Raw genomic sequence first — 19,197 nt, forward strand, 5'->3', positions numbered from 1 at the left:
TTATGACAACCCCTTTGCTTGAATCTAGCCCCGACGCATTACCACAAGGGGGCGAAGAGCAAAGCCCTCCAGTATCCCGCAATGTGTCGTGGTTTGATGATGCCCTATTACTGGGCATCATGGCTGCACTAGCGGGATGCGGCCTTATTTACGAATATCTATTATCACACTATGCAGGGCGCATCTTAGGTGCGCTAGAAGCAGCCATTTACACCATGATTGGGTTAATGATTGTGTCGATGGGTGTTGGTGCATTCGCTGCCCGCAAAATCAAATGTGCTTTTACCGGTTTTGCCATGCTCGAATTAACGGTGGCAATGTGCGGCTCTTTTGCCATTATCATTACGGCTGCTGTTATCGGCTTTGGTCAGCAATTACCTCTCACCATTGCCAATACCCTTGGCTTACCACCTGATCATTTACCTAATGGCGGCTTTATTGCCAGCTTACAAACCTTAAGCGAATACTTACCCTACGTTTGGGGCGTATTACTCGGGTTAATGATTGGTATGGAAATCCCATTAATTGCGCGAGTACGGCAATCCTTATCTGAAGCACACTTACTGCATAACGCCGGCACCATATATGGTGCCGATTACATTGGTGCAGGTATTGGTGCGGCTATTTGGGTTGGGTTTATGCTGGCGATTGATATTCAACTGGCTGCGGCATTAACGGCCAGTGTGAACTTACTGGCAGGCCTTGCGTTTATATGGCGTTTTTGGGCACAGATCCGTCACGTGAAACTCCTGCTTGTAGGCCACATTATTGCCAGTGTTGTGATTGGTTTATTGGCCATTAAAGGCCCAACGTGGGAACAGCACTTTAATAACCTGCTGTATAAAGACCATGTGGTGTACGCCAAAGCTACGCGGTTCCAGCAGCTCAACTTTACAGAACGTTTGCGCGGTGGCGGATTACCTCCCGTTTATAATTTATACATTAATGGGCGTCTGCAATTTTCTAGCAGCGACGAGCATATTTATCACAGCTTTTTAGTGCACCCAACCTTGGCGGCCAGTGCCCGTCATGACAATGTATTAATTATTGGCGGTGGTGACGGCCTTGGGCTTAAACAAGTCCTTAAATGGCAACCCAAAGCCGTTACTCTGATGGATTTAGACCAAGATCTATTAACGTTATTTCAATCGCCTCCTGCAGATATGCCGCAACATTTAAGTGATGCGTTACTGACATTAAATGGTGACGCCTTAAATGATCCTCGTTTAACCTTGATGGTTGATGACGCTTTTAACGGCGTCGATAAATTGATCCGTAATGGCCAAATGTTTGATGCCATCATTGTTGATTTGCCAGACCCTAGCCATCCTGATTTAAACAAACTCTATTCTGATTTATTTTACAGAAAGCTTAATGAATTACTCAATGCCGATGGCGTGATTACGGTGCAATCAACCTCGCCTTATCATGCGCCTAATGCTTTTATTTCAGTGGGTAAAACGCTCAGCGCAGCAGGGTTTAACGTTAAACAATATCATCATAACGTGCCCAGTTTTGGCGAATGGGGTTGGAGTATTGCCACTAAAACAGGCAAAGATGCTCAGCAGCGATTAGTGGTTTTACAGCAAATTCCGGTACCTGAGGACTGGTTAACACCAGGACTTATTCATGGTGCGTTTGAATTCCCAAAGCATTTTTATGATGATATAGACAAAATCAAAGTGAACGAAATAGGCTCACTCCAGCTGTATAACTATCACTTAGCGGCTTGGTCAGAAAACGAACTAATAAATCTTTTTTAATTGGACCAGATAGCACTTGACATATTATGTCTAGATGCTATCTTTACTCACAGACATAATATGTCAATTAAGGACGAATATGAACATCCATACTATTGCGAGTCACCTAAACGGACTATGCGACCAAAGCCAAACCGGCTTTCAGTTTGACTGCTATCCGATTGATGGTGATGTTGAAGTGTTACAAGTTAATGTTGTTGGCCGTGAAGAAATTCCGGTGTTTGTATCAGTAACTGACAACCAAATATTGTGTATCAGTTATTTATGGGGCGAAAACGAAGTAAACCAGGCCCGCCGCGCTGAAATGTTTGAGACAATGTTAGAGCTCAACATTCCAATGCCATTATCTTCATTTGCAAAAATTGATGATAAGTACGTGGTTTACGGTGCATTGTCAGTGCAATCAAGCATGATTGAAATTGAACAAGAATTAGCAGTACTGTCAGACAACTGTCTGGAAGTTATCGACGAACTCGTCGAATTTTTAAACTAAGGAGCCACATTATGGGCATTCTAAACAAGATTCTTACAGCGTTTCGTGGTGGTGCAACAGAAGTTGGCCAGAGTATCGTAGACGCAAACTCAACACGTATTTTTGAACAAGAAATTCGTGATGCAGAAAAGCATTTAACCAAAGCTAAACGTGAGTTAACTGACGTCATGGCTAAAGAAATGCAAGCCAGTCGTGAAATTGATCGTCTAAAACGCAGTGTTGCTGAGCATGAAGGCTATGTAACCCAGGCGCTAGACAAAGGTAATGAAGCGTTAGCTATCGAAATTGCTGAAAAAATTGCTCAGCTAGACGAGGAATTGTCTGAACAGCAAACCGCTAACGACAGCTTTAGTTCACACGCTGTACGTTTAAAAGATTTAGTGAAAAAGACCGAACGTCAATTGTCTGATTATCAACGTCAATTAACCATGGTTAAAACCACTGAAAGCGTGCAAAAAGCGACAGCAACTATTACTGACTCATTTGCGTCTAGCAATTCAAAACTGCTTAATGCTAAAGACTCGTTAGAGCGTATTAAAGCGCGCCAGCAACAGTTTGATGACCGCTTAAAAGCGTCTGAAACTCTAGCTGAAGAAAACAGCGACAAGTCTCTGCACAAGAAGTTAGCAGAAGCCGGTATTGGCGAGCAGAAGTCAAATGCCAACGCTGTGTTAGATCGTATTAAAGCGCGTAAGGGTTAATTGGTATGGGATTTCTTAGCGGCCTTTTTGGCAAAAAAGAAGCCCCGAAGCGCCAGCTTGACCACCCAAACAAACTGCTCAAGGGTGATATGTTAACCCTTGATGACAGTTTTGCTTTGCCCGCACAATTGCGCGGGCAACAGCTAAAGGTTGAAGCCATTCATACTTATGAATATCAGCGCTCGCAGCTTTGTGAATTCTTATTGCGTGGCCATAGCGGCACTGCAATCTTTTTGTCTTATATTCAAGAAGACGAGTCTTACCTCAGTATTTCAATCAAAATCAATCGTGCCGATGTTGAACAAATGTTTGACCTTGATGCTTTTGCTGAAATATTTGAAGAACCCGGTAAAGCGCTCCTGACAACCCAATCACTGTCAGCAGAACTTGAAACCGAGTTTGGTCAATGGTTGAGTGAAGAGTATCATCAGGTTGAGTTTGCTGGATTTGGTTATTTTCATCGTCAAGACTACCGTGGCTTAACACCACCTCAAGATGACAATGGCGCAAAAGGCGAAGGCTTTGAAAGCTATAGCCTAGTGAACAATCAAGACACTCATGCCGTTGATATTGAAGTGTATGAAGGCGGCGACACTGAAGTGATGTTGACCTTATATCGCCCATTATCCGATATTAGAGAATACTGGCCGGCAAGCTGACATCAGTAGGAGATGACGTTCTTATGAGCTCAGGTAAACCGTTACCCGATAAATGGCTTAAAAACCAACAAGCAGCAAAGGCCACTCAAGTGGCTTTTGATCTGGATGAAAAGTTTCAATACTCCATCCGTAAAGCCGCTTTAGATAAAGGCGTAAGTCCGTCGGATCAAATACGCACTATCCTCGGATTATCAGTTTCTAAGCGTCCAAAACGTCCACGTTTAACCGTATCATTAAGCGGTGAAGACTACGTGTTATTAGCGCAAAAGTACGGTTTAGACAGCGACTCTCAATTAGAGATCAAAAAGCGTGTACTCGATGATTTAGTTCACTTTGTTGATAAAAAGTCATCAACGTAATATCCGTTATAGGTTATGTCGCTTAAAAACAACGCACTAGGCTCACGTCTTGTGCGTTTTTTGTTATGATAACGTTTATAAGTTAATAACAATGAATCAAAGCAGGCATTCATGTTTGAATCTAAACGTTGGGCACTGAAAAACGTCGATGGTCCCAGTCCATTTGAGCTAGCCATGATGGTGCTGTCATTGGTGTCTGTGGTCATTGTATTGACCATTACTTTTGGCCGTTTAGATGCCGAAACCAATAAAGTGTTGCTGTATATAGACAGTAGTATTTGTATGATTTTCTTGAGTAAGTTTTTTCATGGCTTATACAAGGCGCGTAATAAAATCTACTATATACGCCATCACTGGATTGATTTTGTCGCCAGTATTCCAGCCATTGAAGCGCTGCGTTTTGCGCGAATATTTCAAATTCTGCGTGTCATCCGCTTAATCCGCATGAGTCGGTCGTTATTGATCCCCCTGCTTCGTCAGCGCAAACAAGCGACGTTAGCCAGCTTACTTGTGGCGATGGTATTAATTCTAGCGACCGCTTCGGTATTGATTTTATTAGTAGAAAGTGCCGAATCTAATGCCAATATTCAAACCGCAGAACAAGCCATTTGGTGGGCATTAGTGACCATATCCACGGTAGGCTATGGCGACTTTTATCCGGTGAGTACCATAGGCCATGTGATTGGTGGATTAGTGATTGTCAGTGGTGTGAGCTTTTTCGGGGTAATTTCAGGTTATATGGCATCGGTGTTTGTCGCACCTGATGAAACCGAGCGCCAAGAAGAACAAGAAGCAAAGGAAGCGCATAAAGAACAGATCAACAGTAAACTCGAAGCCGCACTAGAACAGATGCAACAAAATCAATTGCAGATGGAACAGAATCAACAACAAATGCTTGAAGAAATCACCAAGCTCAGACAGCAGCTCGATAAGCATTAACGATAGCGTAATCGCACACCGTTTAATCCATCTGTTCAGGACAGACCAAAAAGCCCAAATTCATATGAACTTGGGCTTTTGATTATGTTCGACTAATAAGACCATTGCGCATTAATAAGTGACCACTCAGAATGCATCCAGCGGTTTTTGATTAAGGCGTCGCTATGTAGTAATGGTTGTTCCCTTTCAAATAGCGAGAACACAAAGCAAAAGCCGCTGGGGCATTCCTTTCAGGCGAGTTTTAAAAGGGCTTACACTGCGTTGCATGACTTCGAAAGAGAAAACTATTCATTCAGTCATTCGCCTTGTTTAAGCCCTTTTAAATTCTCGCTGAGAGATCATTTACTAACGCGCAATGGTATAACACATCAATTAACTAACACGTAAGTTAGTTAAAACGTAAGTTAATTAAGACGACAATTAACCGCCCACCAGCTTTTGCCACCAGGATAATGGTTCACCGCAATTTTCTGCAGGGCGGTAGCTGGCCTCTAATGCAGGCAAACCAATAATATTGTCACAGTTGCCTTGCTTAGCCATACCGGTGGTACGATCAAAGTAGCCATTAATCACCCCATTGACTGGGATCATTCGCAAACTCAGCGGAGGACGTTGCTGTAAGAACGCCTGATACACCGCCATTGCGCCGCTACTACCATATAAGCCTGTTTTGCTGTTGTCATCTTGACCAACCCAAATGGCTGCGACGTTTCGCTCGTCAAAGCCTGCAAACCAAGAATCTCGACTGTCATTACTGGTACCCGTTTTACCGGCTAATCGTACCCCGGGGAATGCAGCGCCTAAACGCTTAGCCGTACCAGAACGCACTACATGATTCATTGCATATTGCACTAAATAGTCGGTGGCTGGCGCAATGGCTTGCAAACTTGGTGCCCGGCTAACTTCTAATGCCTTGTTTTGACTGTCTAACACCGCGGTAATCGACGTTAACTTACGATAGCGACCTTCGTCAGCCAAGGTTTGATAAACCTGTGCCACCATTAATGGTGAGCCATTCACGGCACCTAATAACACTGAAGGGTATGGTGAAACAGACTCTTCCCACCCCGACTTTTGCAAGGTAGACACCACATTATCAACACCCACTGCTAACCCAACATTCACTGTTGGTACATTCATTGAGTCTTTAATCGCGGTCAATAATGGCACTTGGCCGCTAAACTTTTTGTCGAAGTTTTTAGGCGACCAAGTTTTGCCTTGCTCGTTTTTCAAAGTAATGGGTTTGTCGTCAATCGGCGTAGCCAACGAAAACTTATCACTTTGATTTAATGCACTAGCATAGACAAAAGGTTTAATTAACGACCCTATAGGACGGCGAATTTCAACTGCGCGGTTAAAGCCTTCATAACTAGGGACTTTGTCGCCAACCATCGCCGCTATCCCGCCGGTATATTTGTCGGTGACAACCATACCTACTTGAATATTTTTAGCGCGCTTATCTAATGACGCCATGGTGGATGACACTGCTTTTTCGGCAGCCTCTTGCGCCATAGGATCAAGCGTGGTGTACACTTTAACCCCAGATTGCTGCAACAAAGAATCACCGTAACGCTCACGTAATTCTTGTTTTACCACAGCAAAAAATGCCGGTAGTTTTTGATGCACTGATTTTTGCGAACTGCGTAAGCCAAGCGGTGACTCTGCTGCTGCCTTATATTGCGCAACAGTCAATTTGTCATTTTCCATTAATAGGCGCAGTACCAAATCACGACGCTCCTGAGCACGCTCTGGATAACGCCAAGGGTTGTAGTAAGACGGCCCTTTGATCACAGCCACCAAAAATGCTTGCTGCGACACAGTTAACTCACCCACTGGACGACCAAAATAAAACTGCGAGGCAAGCCCCATTCCGTGTACACCGCGGGCCTTATCTTGGCCCATATACACTTCATTCAGGTACGCTTCTAAAATCTCATCTTTGCTGTACCTAAAATCAATAATCAGCGCCATTAATGCTTCACGCACTTTGCGAACAATAGAGCGCTCACTGCTTAAAAAGAAATTTTTGGCTAACTGTTGCGTTAGGGTAGAACCACCTTGAACCGTGCGTCCTGCACTAATATTGACTAACGCTGCACGTGCAATCGCCAGCGGGTTTACCCCGTAGTGATCATAAAAACTGCGGTCTTCAACTAAAATTAATGCATCGACTATGCTGGCAGGCATTTCTGGCGTGCGTACAAATAATCGGTCTTCACCGTCGCCCGCAATAATGCGATCAAGCAGCACAGGCTCTAAATGAAATACTGCTAACTCGCGTTTATCAGACATGCGCTTAACTGAGCTGACGCCGTTTGAGTCGAAACTTATCATCACTCGCTGTTCGACTTGATTACCCTCTGGGTGTAAAAACGGGCGACGCCATAATTCAATGCGAGTGCTAGATGCTGAGAACTCTCCAACTTGACGAGGATCTGCCACTTTGCGATAACCCAATAGCTTCAATTCGGCCATTAATTGCGGGTGGTTAACCGCTGCACCTGGGTACAACGCCATTGAGCGGCTGAACATTTGTGCAGGTAGATGCCACTTTTGCCCTTCAAACTTTTGCGCAATAATTTGATCTAAATAGATCGCATAAAATGTCACTACGGCTAACCCGACAATAGCGAGTTTCCATGTTAACGACCAGAGCGAACGCCACCATGATGTGGTGGCTTTTTTAGCGCGGGGTTTCTTGGCTGTTTTTTTTGTCATAAATCAATTATTCATCTAATTTTGCACGGTAACCGATGCGTCTTATTTTATAAGCGATGAGTTTACAAGCAACTGGCTTATAAACCTGGCGTTTTCTTTTTAGTAAATTTGGTGGCGACGGTGTTCACAGGGTCGTCTGGCCATAAATGTCGAGGATAGCGGCCACGCATTTCTTTTTTTACGTCAACATAAGGTCCTTGCCAAAAACTGGCTAAGTCTGCGGTCACGGCTAATGGACGCTGTGCTGGAGACAATAACTCCATGGTCACCGTCATTTTGCCATGCAAAATGCTGGGACTTTGCGCTAAACCCAACGCCTCTTGTAAACGCACACTTAATAATGCTCGGCCTTGCTGCTCATCATTATGATAAAAATGCCCTTCTGCATCGAGTGGCATTTGATACCTTATTGGTGCCCGCGTGCCTGTTGCCATTGGCCAGTGAGTGGGCACTAACTGATCGAGCAAGGTTTGCTGCTGCCAACTTAAGCGGTTTTTCACTAAGCCATAGGCATCAATTTTAGCCAACGCTGTCAGTGAATTAACCTGTTCAATGTACGGCCCTAGCCAATCAGACAAGGTGGCCAGTAAATGCGCGTCCGTTAAGCAAGGCCAGTCATGTTGTGGGGCATAATATCGCGCCAATTCGACCCGGTATTGTAACTGGATCAAGGTCTCTTCGCGATTAAGGATTGTTAACCCTTTGACGCGAACTTGTTCTAACAGTGCTGCGGTAATTTGGGCTCTTTGTGGTGCAATACCGGTTTCTGTTTTAATAATAATCTGGCCGACTTTAGTGTGTTTTTCGGCAAAAAATCGCCCTTTTGCCTCATCCCAACCGCCTTGCACCTGGCGAGTGACTAACTCGCTGAGTTCATCATCAAATAAACGCTCATCAAATCGAGCGGCTAAATACACCTGGCCGGCATTACGGCCTTGATTCTCTTGAAAGTCAGCAATCACTAACCAAGGTTCGTGTGCCAGGCTGTCGTCAGCAGCGATGACCACGCCGGTACCGTTACTCAATAAAAACCCATCATGACCACGTGCTTTAGCAATACGGTCGGGGTAAGCAAGCGCTAACAAATAACTGATATCTCGAGTTGAAGCCTGGCTTATGGCGTCTTGCACTTGGCCTGAGACGCCCAAAGATTGCTGCCATTGGCGTACTTGTTGTTTTATTTGCCCATGTTGGGCTTCGACAAGGTAATGGTAAATATCTGCGCCTTTTTTGGGTAAGCCGCGCGCTTCAATAATACCCGCTAGCACACAAGCCAACACACACAACAGCGGCTGAGATTGTTCACTGGCAATGTGTTTGGCTTTAAGTAACATGTGAGCCAAACGAGGATGGCAGCCTAACGCATAAGCCTCATGGCCCAATGGTGTTAATTTTCGTTGGGGATCAGTTAACGCTAGCTGTTGCAATAGCTGCCATGCCACTTGCTCATGGATAACTGGCGGTGCGGTCAGTAGCGCTAATTCGTTGAGCGCCTTGGCTCCCCAACTAGCACAATCTAATGCCATTGAGGTGAGTTCGCTTTGGCTAATTTCGGGCTCATCGACTTTACGCAAGCGGCCATGCTCTTCTTGACTCCATAAACGCACACAACAACCCGGCGCTAAACGCCCTGCACGACCACTTCGCTGCACGGCAGATGCTTGGCTAATGCGCTTAAGCCCTAAACGCGTCACACCGGTTTTAGGATTAAAGCTGGCTTCGCGGCGATAACCACTGTCGATAACCATCGTGATGCCTTCGATGGTGAGACTCGACTCAGCTACGTTAGTGGCTAAAACGATTTTGCGTTTCCCCGGTTCGGTCAATCCAATCGCGCGATCTTGCTCTGCTGGGCTTAAGTCACCATACAAAGGGCAAATTAGCCATGTGGGATCTAAACGTTCGCGGAGCAAGCGCGCCAGTTTGTTGATTTCCCCTTTACCCGGTAAAAATGCTAACACACTGCCGAGTTGATATTCAGCTAAGCTGGCATCATTCACGGTGTCGTTAATCACCCTTGCCATATGCATTAACCATGGTTGCTGCGCCGGACAAGGTTGGTATTGATGTTGTACCTCAAAGCTACGCCCTTCACTGCTAATTTGCTGTGCAGTAGGCATTAATTCTGCCAAAGGTAAGCCAGATAAGGTGGCAGACATAGCAATAATGGTTAAGTCATCTCGTAGGGATTGCTGCACTTCAAGCGCAAGAGCCAGGCCAAGATCTGTGGGTAAATGACGCTCATGGATTTCATCAAAAATAATCACAGCAACCCCGGTAAGCTCAGGGTCGTGTTGGATCATGCGGGTTAAAATGCCTTCGGTGACAATTTCGAGCCGGGTATGTTTGCTCACTTTCGTGTCGCCACGAACCCGATACCCCACATCTTGCCCGACCGGTTGTCCTAATTGCTTAGCAATAAATTGCGCCACGTTACGTGCAGCCACTCTTCTTGGTTCAAGCATGAGTATTTTGCCACTGATTTCGGGCCACGCTAACATGGCTAATGGCAATGCAGTTGATTTACCCGCACCGGTAGGCGCTTCAAGAATAAGTTGTGAGTGGTTATTGAGCGCGCTGCGAATATCATTTAAGACAGCATGAATAGGCAATGTGGCAGAACCCGCCTGCTGGGTGGTTAATGATGTGTCAGGCTTAGCGGTGTCAGATATGGTCAACGGCATCTACTATGGCTGTGATTTTACGCAGTATTTTATACTAATACCGCGCACATACACATAGGTTTCGAGCGCTAGATCTCTAATGCCTTTCTCTCTTCTTCAGTGATAATACTCGTCGCATCTGTTAACCAAGGGGTACGAAGACCACTGTCGAGTTCGGCGAGACGAGTCGGTTTATTAATGGCGTAACCTTGGGCATAATCGACACCGATATTTCTCAGATATTCTCCAATGTCAGTGTTTTCAACAAACTCGGCGATCACTTCAAAGTTCATGTCTTTACCTAATTGGCAAATCGCTGACACAATGGCTTTGTCGCTGCGATTGCTGCATAAATTCACCACAAACTGACCATCAATTTTTACGTAATCAACATTAAGACATTTTAAATAGGCAAAACTGGAAAAACCAGAACCAAAATCATCTAGGGCCAATTTACAGCCAAAAGGTTTCAGTAAATCGATGAGTCCTGTAGCCTGATCTAACTGGCTAACGGCGGCGGTTTCAGTAATTTCGAAACACAATTTATCAACCAACTCAGGCTCAACCATCAGGCGCATCTCAAGCCAACTCATAAACTTTTGGTCGGCTAAAGACATGGCAGATAAGTTAACCGACACCATCGACAGTTGCTGCCAAATATTGAGGTTTTCGCCACCCCATTTTAGCAGATTATCTATCACCCAGCGGTCTACTCGCGGCGCCAAATTATAACGTTCTGCGGCAGGTAAAAAGACCCCAGGTGACACATAAGTACCATCACTTTGGACCATGCGCAGCAAGATTTCCATGTGGATGCCGCTTTCTTGTTTATCGAGGGGTTCAATGAGTTGGTAAAACAATTCAAATTGATTCAGCGCCAATGCACCGGCAATGTCGACAGACGCTAACATTTGGTTATACATAATGTGCATTTGCGGATCGTCTGGATTATAAAAATGCCAACGATTACGGCCATCTTCTTTTGCTAACTGACACGCGGCATCGGCTTTGCTCATTACCCCATAAATGTCGGTGTCAGCATAGTCAACTTGAGCAATACCAATACTGGCGCTGATATTGTGTTTAATGCCTTTCCACACAAACTCATGGTCAAACAATTGTTGGCAAATTCGTTTGGCAACCTGCTGCGCCGAAGACTTGTCTGAATAATGCATTAACAAACCAAATTCATCGCCGCCTAAACGCGCCACAACATCGCCTTTGCGGAGTAATTGCTTTAAGCGCACTGCGACTTGTTGCAGTAATTGGTCGCCAGCTTGATGGCCGCTAAGATCGTTAACCACCTGAAATTGATCAAGATCGAGAAACGCAATGCAGGCCGGAACATGGTCTTCATCTTTTAACAGTTCTTCGAGCATGTTTTCAAACTGCACTCGATTGGGTAAGCCCGTTAAAACATCATAATTTGAATGAAAAGACAGTTCATCAGCCAAACGGTAACGCTCGGTCACGTCTTCAACCATCAGTAATAATTGTTGCTGGCGGTTTAACGCATGACAAAAACTGAATTTATACCAGTGACTTTTGACCCCGTTACGTAAAGGGATTTCGCACCAGGCCTGACGTAGAATACCTTCGCGGACTATGTGTAAGGTATCGTTAAGCAGCGGGTGGTCTTCATCGCGCACGATATGAAATAGATTATCCCCCAGCCTTATAGGCAAAATACTTTGCCAAATATCATTTTGCAGCACGACATTATTGTGTAAATCAATTAGGGCGCAGGCCATTGGCAATAACTGGAACAACTCTTGATATTGTTTATCTTTATTATCGAGCACCACCGCTAAACGGCGTAATTCTAGTGCCGACGCTAATTGATAGGCGGTATCATCAAGTAATTTAGCCACAAATGCGCAAGGATCGGGTTGATCATCGGCTACCGATTTAAGCTCAGTGACGCACAGAGCACCCAATATCACTTTAACATTACCCACCCGCAATACAGGGCTGAGAGCAAAATGTTTGCAGTGGATATTGAGTGATGTAAAGGTGTGTAATAACGACGACAGATAGGGTTTATCTTCAAGCAGAGCGATATTGTCTTGCGATGCGTTGTAAAGGATGGATTGGGTATTTTCCAATAAAGAATCACACAGGACTTGATGGCTATTGATGCCTTGATTAAATAATAATTGTGCCTCGGGTGAAGCGGTAAAATGACTAACACATTGTAGTTCTGTGGTGTCGATGATGTCACTGTCGGGGGCAAACACATTGTCATATTGGCTAGTTAGTATGAATGCAGCACTGCAATCGAGCCTGTTACAGACAAGCTGAAGCGCCCGATTGAGCAGATCTAACACCGAGGTATTATTCCCTTCAATAGGTCCATTTGTGAACACACTTTTCAATAGTTGTTGGGTGCTATCTGCCATTCATCAACTCAATCAAGGTTTGCAATTCAATTTGCTTAGGGATAAAAATATGCGCTATTTTATCGTTAAGTTTGTCATTAACACTAATCTAAGTGTAGTTTAGTCACTCACAATTAACGATATTTGTTTATATCATGCTGTATTAATAATCTATTAGGCTTAGGGATTCAACTCATTACTAATTAAGGGTTAGTGAATGCATACCCGCTATTCGCAGCAGTGACTTGTTGAATTTGATTTAGAGAAGACACAAAAGAAATCAAATATCAGCGCTACTGCATGGGTTTGAGCCATCTTTCCTCCTCGGTAACTCAGCGCGTCCCCAGCTTGATTTTCACATGACAAGCGGCTTTTTAAGTCTCGTAGATCGGACCAGTTAGCCTAGCGTTATTGAACAAATAAGCGCTATACCTAAATGATATATCACCAATAGTTAGAGTCATTAGCATTACCGCAAGCTCTTTAAGTATTATCGCTACACGCAACCACTGGCACATAAGTAAATACCAACATCCGCGACACGTTAGCTTAATTTGCCATATTAACATGACGAATTTACTCATATTGCGATGCACACCAAAATTACAATGTGAACCTACTCATAAGCTGCTTAATGACCGACGATTCAATTCTTGAATCTTGACAACTGTAGTAATAAAAAACCGCAGATAATGAACGTCATTATCTGCGGCTGTCTTTGAGTTTGTTATCGCTTGAAGGCTAGTCTTTTAGTAGCTCTGCAATTGTGAGTACACCATGAGTAGTTGCACCTGCAGCCCATAATGCTGAAGCAGAAGACTCAAATGCGCCAGCGAGGTCAACGTGTAACCAATTAGCTTGTGGTGACACAAAGCGCCATAAGAAACCAGCTGCATTAGATGCGCCACCCGCGCCGCCACCTTTAACAGGACGACTGTTTGCCGTGTCTGCATAAGCCGATGGACACATATCTTTGTGCCATGGATCTAATGGCAGTGGCCATACATTTTCAGATACTGCAGCTGCACGTTTTTGAGCAAGTTGTAGCGTGGCAGTTTGTGGCGAGAAAATCGCATTGTAATTTGAACCCACAGCCATAACTGCTGCACCGGTTAAGGTTGCTGCGTCAATAATCAATGGCGCGCCAGTGTCAGAAGCTGCTTGTAAACCATCGGCTAATACTAAACGACCTTCAGCATCGGTATTAACGATTTCAACTGTAGTGCCATTTTTATAAGTTAAAATATCACCTAATTTAAATGCACGGCCGCTTACCAGGTTTTCTGCGCAACATAAAAACAGTTTTACACGCTTATTTAAGCCCGCTTTCATCGCTAAGCCTAATGCCGCGGTAACTGTTGCCGCCCCGCCCATGTCGCATTTCATTGCCAGCATGCCTTCTGATGACTTAAGGCTATAGCCGCCTGAGTCAAAAGTAATCCCTTTGCCCACTAATGCAACCGATACCGGAGCATCTGCTGCAAGCGGATTAAAATCAAGCTCAAGCAATGCCGGTGGACGTTCACTGCCGCGACCTACCGCATGAATACCGACCCATTTCTTTTCTAATAACTCTTGGCCTTCAACAATAGTAAAGCTTACCTTGTCGCCACCGATGTTTTTTATCCAGGCTGCAGCTTGCGTCGCTAATCCCACTGGTGATAAATCTTCTGGGGTATCATTAATTAACTTACGCGCAAATTGAGCCGCTTCAGCGCGCTGAGTTAAGGTCGCTTGATCTGCATCACTGCCACACCAAAGCACTTGATAACCCGCTTTAGCAGTGGCAAAACCTTGCGCAAAAGCCCACTGAGAATGCAGATTCCATAAGTCGCCAGTAAGCTGTACAGCGTTAACGCCTTGGTTCCGTATTTTTCTCGCGGCCATTTGCACCTGACGCAGCTCATCGCAGCCAGATAAATGGATCAGTGTTTGCGCGCCTTGATAAGTCACATCTGCTTTGCCCCAATGCGCTGCTGGTGCGTCATTAGTAAGCGTTACCGTCATAATATCCATAGTCATTCCTTGTTGTGCGCCAGGCGGCGCAAATACCCTAGCCTAAACACGAGCTAATGGCAGTAGTGTAGACAAAACACAATCGATAAACCAAGCTAAAATTTGTTAACATTGTTGTAAATCAACCCAAGACATAGTTATACACATGCTATTTGAACCAAAATTAGAAACAGGTGTATTGTTAAAACGCTATAAACGCTTTTTGGCCGACGTTGCCCTACCCGACGGACAAGTCATCACTATTCATTGCCCTAACACAGGCTCAATGAAAAACTGTTTGTTTCCAGGAGAGCCTGTTTGGTTTTCAACCTCAGATAACCCTAAACGAAAATACCCCCATACTTGGGAGATAATGCAAACAGATCAACAACATTTTATTGGCATCAATACTGGCCGCGCCAATGCATTAGCTGAAGAAGCAATTAACCAACAGGTTATTACTGAGCTTCAAGGATATGACACCCTAAAGCGCGAAGTAAAATACGGTCATGAAAATAGCAGAATCGATATCTTGCTCACTAGCCAAAACCGCCCAGAGTGCTATATTGAAGTGAAAAGTTGTACCTTGCTAGAAGACCAAGTGGGCTACTTTCCAGATGCCGTCACAACGCGGGGACAAAAGCATCTACGCGAACTTATCCAAATGGTCACCATGGGCCACCGAGCGGTATTATTGTTTGTGGTGCAGCACAGTGGCATATCGACCGTAAAACCCGCGCGACATATCGACCCACAATACGCAGACTTACTTGAACAAGCCGTTGTTAAGGGTGTTGAAGTGTTAGCCTATAAAACAGCACTTACCCCACAGGGAAGCCAAATAGTCGAACCCTGTAAAGTAATGCTTTAGATAAAAAAACACTGAAATACTACGTAAAAAATTTGCCTAGCTATAGAGTTTCTGGTATAGATAGCGGCCGTAAAAATAAGACACAGCGGCCGTAAATTTAAGACGCCCTTAAAACGCAAGAGATTACAGGAGATGCGTTATGCCTGAAGGCACTAAAAAACTTGGCGTACTCGCTATTGCTGGTGTAGATCCTTACCAGGAGTCAGCTGGTGAAGAGTATATGAATAGCAAGCAACGAGGTCACTTTAAACGGATCCTCGAAGCATGGCGTAACCAATTGCGTGAAGAAGTCGACCGTACGTTAACTCACATGCAAGATGAAGCTGCTAACTTTCCTGATCCTGTAGACCGTGCAGCCCAAGAAGAAGAATTCAGCTTAGAATTACGTGCTCGTGATAGAGAACGTAAACTGATCAAGAAGATTGAAAAGACATTACAGAAAATTGAAGAAGATGATTTCGGTTTCTGTGATTCTTGTGGTGTCGAAATCGGCATCCGTCGTCTTGAAGCTCGTCCAACAGCCGATCAATGTATCGACTGTAAGACGCTAGCAGAGATTAAAGAAAAACAGATGGCGGGTTAACCCGTTATTCATAAGGGCGAGATTATCTCGCCTTTTTGTTTTCTAAAATCTAAAAATAAATAACATAGTCACGTGCCATGATAAGTTGGTGTCGTCTATGTAACTTAGCGACTAAAAAATTCACCGCTATGAGCACTACTCAATATATCGGCCGATTTGCGCCATCCCCTTCAGGACCTTTACACTTTGGTTCGCTTATTGCTGCCCTAGGCAGTTACCTTCGCGCCCACAGCCAGCAAGGCCAATGGCTCGTCCGCATTGAAGATATTGATCCCCCACGTGAAGTTGCCGGTGCCAGCGATGACATCCTGCGCACACTTGATGCCTATGGCTTACATTGGCATGGCCCAGCGTTATATCAACATCAACGTTATGACGCCTATCAACAACAAATTGATCAGTTAATTAGCCACGATAAAGCCTATTTTTGCCAATGCACTCGCAAAATTATTCAAGCCAGTGGTGGGCTATACGACGGCCGATGCGGAAAATGCCAACCAAGGTTATCTCAAGGTGCAATTCGGATCCGCAATCAGGCAAAAGTCGATAATTTTACCGACTTACTTCAAGGCAAGGTAAGCGTCGATAGCCACTTTGCTGCCGAAGACTTTATGATTAAACGCAGTGACGGTTTATATGCTTATCAACTTGCCGTAGTGTTAGATGACGCTTATCAAGGCATTACAGAGGTTGTTCGAGGCTGTGATTTACTCGAAGCGAGCTGCCGACAAATCAGTTTATTCTTGCAACTAGGCCTAAGCACACCTAACTGGCTGCATTTGCCATTAGCCTGTGCCGAAAAAGGCTTTAAGTTATCAAAGCAAAATCATGCTCCGGCGATTGACACTCAACGTCCTCAAGCCAGCATTAATGCTGCATTAGCATTTTTGGGTCAAGCGAGTGTCGATATCGATTCGGTCGAAGTGATGCTGCAACAGGCGGTGGCACAATTTTGCTTAGATCGGATCCCAAAACACAAAGAAATCGTATTAGCAGCAACAAACCTGGCAACATAGTCGATACAGAGTTCATAAATGCAGTCGTGGTTGTGGATTAAGGGCTTTTAGCTGCTTAGCACATATACTCATTTATCAACATTTAATGTATTATACCCGCCAGATTTTTAATCAATTTATTCAAGTATTACGAGGTGTATTATTTTTCGCCGTATTAGCCAATTCTGTAAACAGCTATTTGAAGACAACAAAGTAGCTCCAGTCCTTGAAGAGCCCATTCAAGAAGATGGCTTACGTCTGGATATCATCTCCAGAGATGGTCATTCAATCTCACGTCGCCAAATTAGTGAAAATGCACTAAAAGTGCTTTATCGTCTGAATAAGTCTGGCTACAAAGCTTATTTAGTAGGCGGCGGCGTTCGCGATATTTTACTTGGTTTACAACCCAAAGATTTTGACGTTGTCACCAATGCGACTCCAGAAGACATTAAGAAGTTATTTCGCAATTGTCGTTTAGTTGGCCGTCGTTTTAGACTGGCACATATTGTGTTTGGTCGTGACGTCATTGAAGTGGCAACATTTCGCGGTCACCACGGTGAAACCGACGATAAAATATCAAAATCAAATGCTGAAGGCCGTTTGTTACGTGACAACGTATATGGCGAGATTGACGAAGACGCTGAGCGCCGCGATTTCACCATCAATGCGCTTTATTATGATATCAGCGACTACTCTATTCGCAGCTATGGCGGCGGTATTAACGATCTTAATAACCGCACTATTAAGTTAATTGGCGATCCAGATACACGTTACCGTGAAGATCCTGTGCGTATGCTACGTGCCGTTCGTTTTGCCACTAAGTTAGACATGCAAATCGATGCCACTACAGCCGCGCCAATAAAAGCCTTAGCCCCTTTGTTAAGCGATATTCCAGCAGCCCGCATGTATGAAGAAGTGTTAAAGCTATTCTTTGCAGGCAAAGCTGAAGCCAATTATCACATGATGCAAAGTTTTGGTTTGTTTGCGCCGTTATTTCCGCAGGTGAGCGCATTAATTAGCGAATCGCCTAAAGGTCATGCCGCTAAAATGTTGCAAGCTGTGATGAACAGCACCGACTTACGCGTTAGCCAAGACAAGCCTGTTACCCCAGCATTTTTCTATGCGGCAATATTATGGTACCCGCTTAAACAGCGTGCCGATGATATCGCTATCGAAAGTGGGCTAACTCATTACGACGCTCACGTTGCTGCGATGGGCGATGTGATGGAACAACAATGTCGTACTATTAGTCTTCCACGTCGATTTAGCACCCCAGCCAAAGATATTTGGCAACTGCAGCTTCGTTTAGAGCGTAGCCAAGGGACTCGAGCATTTAAAATGTTAGAGAACCCTAAGTTTAGAGCCGGTTACGATTTATTGCTGCTTCGTGGTGAAGTTGAATCAGGTAATATTGCTAAAATTGCTGATTGGTGGAAAAGCTTTGTTGAAGCAGATGAAACTGAACGTAGCGAAATAGCCAAAAGTGGCAGTAAAAGTGGTAGCAGTCGTAACCGCAATGCGCCGCAGCGCAAGCGTCGCCGTAAACCTGCAGCGAAAGCTAACCCGACAGCTGAGTAATGACAGTGGCAATTCAAGTGTATGTGGCTCTGGGGGCAAACTTAGCTAATCCGACACTGCAACTCGACGATGCTGTTAGTGCACTAGGTGCACTAGCCACTGGCGATTCATTGCGTGTGTCTGGTTATTACGCCTCTAAACCTATGGGTGAAGTGTTACAGCCTGACTACGTTAACGCCGTAGCGGGCTTTGAAACGGCATTAACCCCCATTGAGTTACTTGATGCTTTGCAAGGCATTGAGCAACAGCAGGGCCGAGTAAGACTGCAGCATTGGGGGCCTCGTACCCTAGATTTAGACTTACTCCTTTACGGCCAACAGCAAATATCATTGCCACGACTTACTGTGCCACATTACGGCATGAAACAACGCAGCTTTGTGTTAATACCGTTAGCAGACATTGCGCCAACCCTCACACTGCCCTGTAATACCAGCCTTGAAAGCCTAATTAGTGTGACAATGCGCGATGAATTGCAAAAGCTTATCGAGTAAAGTTGATCTTA

15 protein-coding genes are annotated in these 19,197 nt (G+C 44.7%); 11 read left to right on the forward strand and 4 right to left on the reverse strand.

Translation table 11 applies throughout. From position 1 onward, the window contains the following. The first annotated feature begins 2 nt into the window (after positions 1-2). The 6 genes from AC19MX_RS04235 (at position 3) to AC19MX_RS04260 (ending at position 4,914) form a co-directional block, all read left to right on the forward strand. Positions 3-1,763 carry a polyamine aminopropyltransferase gene (locus AC19MX_RS04235; protein ID WP_498296625.1) on the forward strand — a complete coding sequence of 587 codons (1,761 nt, stop codon included), beginning with the start codon at positions 3-5 and terminating at the stop codon, positions 1,761-1,763. 79 nt (positions 1,764-1,842) lie between these two features. After that, positions 1,843-2,256 (forward strand): YjfI family protein, encoded by a 414-nt coding sequence (locus tag AC19MX_RS04240; protein ID WP_160052590.1) that lies wholly within the window; start codon positions 1,843-1,845, stop codon positions 2,254-2,256. Between the two features lie 11 nt (positions 2,257-2,267). Then, the gene (locus AC19MX_RS04245; protein ID WP_160052591.1) at positions 2,268-2,957 is read left to right on the forward strand and encodes a PspA/IM30 family protein; all 690 of its coding nucleotides are present in this window, start codon (positions 2,268-2,270) and stop codon (positions 2,955-2,957) included. A gap of 5 nt (positions 2,958-2,962) precedes the next feature. Beyond that, positions 2,963-3,616: a hypothetical protein gene (locus AC19MX_RS04250; protein WP_432399918.1), complete on the forward strand. Its 654-nt coding sequence runs from the start codon at positions 2,963-2,965 to the stop codon at positions 3,614-3,616. 23 nt (positions 3,617-3,639) lie between these two features. Continuing rightward, positions 3,640-3,975: a hypothetical protein gene (locus AC19MX_RS04255; protein ID WP_160052593.1), complete on the forward strand. Its 336-nt coding sequence runs from the start codon at positions 3,640-3,642 to the stop codon at positions 3,973-3,975. Positions 3,976-4,086: 111 nt separating this feature from the next. Further along, positions 4,087-4,914: a potassium channel family protein gene (locus AC19MX_RS04260; RefSeq protein WP_498296627.1), complete on the forward strand. Its 828-nt coding sequence runs from the start codon at positions 4,087-4,089 to the stop codon at positions 4,912-4,914. Positions 4,915-5,334: 420 nt separating this feature from the next. Here the strand turns inward: AC19MX_RS04260 and mrcB are convergent, their stop codons facing one another. The 4 genes from mrcB to pepB form a co-directional block, all read right to left on the reverse strand. Then, positions 5,335-7,632, reverse strand: a complete 2,298-nt coding sequence (gene mrcB, locus AC19MX_RS04265) for a penicillin-binding protein 1B (protein WP_498296629.1) — start codon at positions 7,630-7,632, stop codon at positions 5,335-5,337. Between the two features lie 77 nt (positions 7,633-7,709). Next, positions 7,710-10,316 (reverse strand): ATP-dependent helicase HrpB, encoded by a 2,607-nt coding sequence (gene hrpB / locus AC19MX_RS04270; RefSeq protein WP_498296631.1) that lies wholly within the window; start codon positions 10,314-10,316, stop codon positions 7,710-7,712. A 68-nt stretch (positions 10,317-10,384) separates the two neighbouring features. Next, positions 10,385-12,694, reverse strand: coding sequence for a putative bifunctional diguanylate cyclase/phosphodiesterase (locus AC19MX_RS04275; RefSeq protein ID WP_498296633.1), 2,310 nt, complete (start codon positions 12,692-12,694; stop codon positions 10,385-10,387). Between the two features lie 720 nt (positions 12,695-13,414). Beyond that, on the reverse strand, positions 13,415-14,689 hold the full coding sequence (gene pepB / locus AC19MX_RS04280; protein WP_498296635.1) for an aminopeptidase PepB: 1,275 nt from the start codon (positions 14,687-14,689) through the stop codon (positions 13,415-13,417). A 145-nt stretch (positions 14,690-14,834) separates the two neighbouring features. Here pepB and sfsA point away from each other — a divergent pair, with 145 nt between their 5' ends. The 5 genes from sfsA (at position 14,835) to folK (ending at position 19,186) form a co-directional block, all read left to right on the forward strand. Continuing rightward, entirely contained in the window at positions 14,835-15,539 is a 705-nt protein-coding gene (gene sfsA, locus AC19MX_RS04285) for a DNA/RNA nuclease SfsA (RefSeq protein WP_432399924.1), read from the forward strand. Between the two features lie 139 nt (positions 15,540-15,678). Continuing rightward, a complete protein-coding gene (dksA, locus tag AC19MX_RS04290; protein WP_188737863.1) occupies positions 15,679-16,122 on the forward strand; it encodes an RNA polymerase-binding protein DksA in 444 nt (147 codons plus the stop codon). 128 nt (positions 16,123-16,250) lie between these two features. Beyond that, the gene (gene gluQRS, locus AC19MX_RS04295) at positions 16,251-17,138 is read left to right on the forward strand and encodes a tRNA glutamyl-Q(34) synthetase GluQRS (protein ID WP_498296637.1); all 888 of its coding nucleotides are present in this window, start codon (positions 16,251-16,253) and stop codon (positions 17,136-17,138) included. A 246-nt stretch (positions 17,139-17,384) separates the two neighbouring features. Then, positions 17,385-18,695, forward strand: coding sequence for a polynucleotide adenylyltransferase PcnB (locus AC19MX_RS04300; protein WP_432400134.1), 1,311 nt, complete (start codon positions 17,385-17,387; stop codon positions 18,693-18,695). Beyond that, complete coding sequence (folK, locus tag AC19MX_RS04305; RefSeq protein ID WP_498296639.1) at positions 18,695-19,186, forward strand: 2-amino-4-hydroxy-6-hydroxymethyldihydropteridine diphosphokinase; 492 nt, start codon at positions 18,695-18,697, stop codon at positions 19,184-19,186. The genes AC19MX_RS04300 and folK overlap by 1 nt, the downstream gene beginning before the upstream one ends. Positions 19,187-19,197 lie beyond the last annotated feature (11 nt).

The sequence above is a fragment of the Shewanella sp. MF05956 genome, assembly GCF_059758055.1.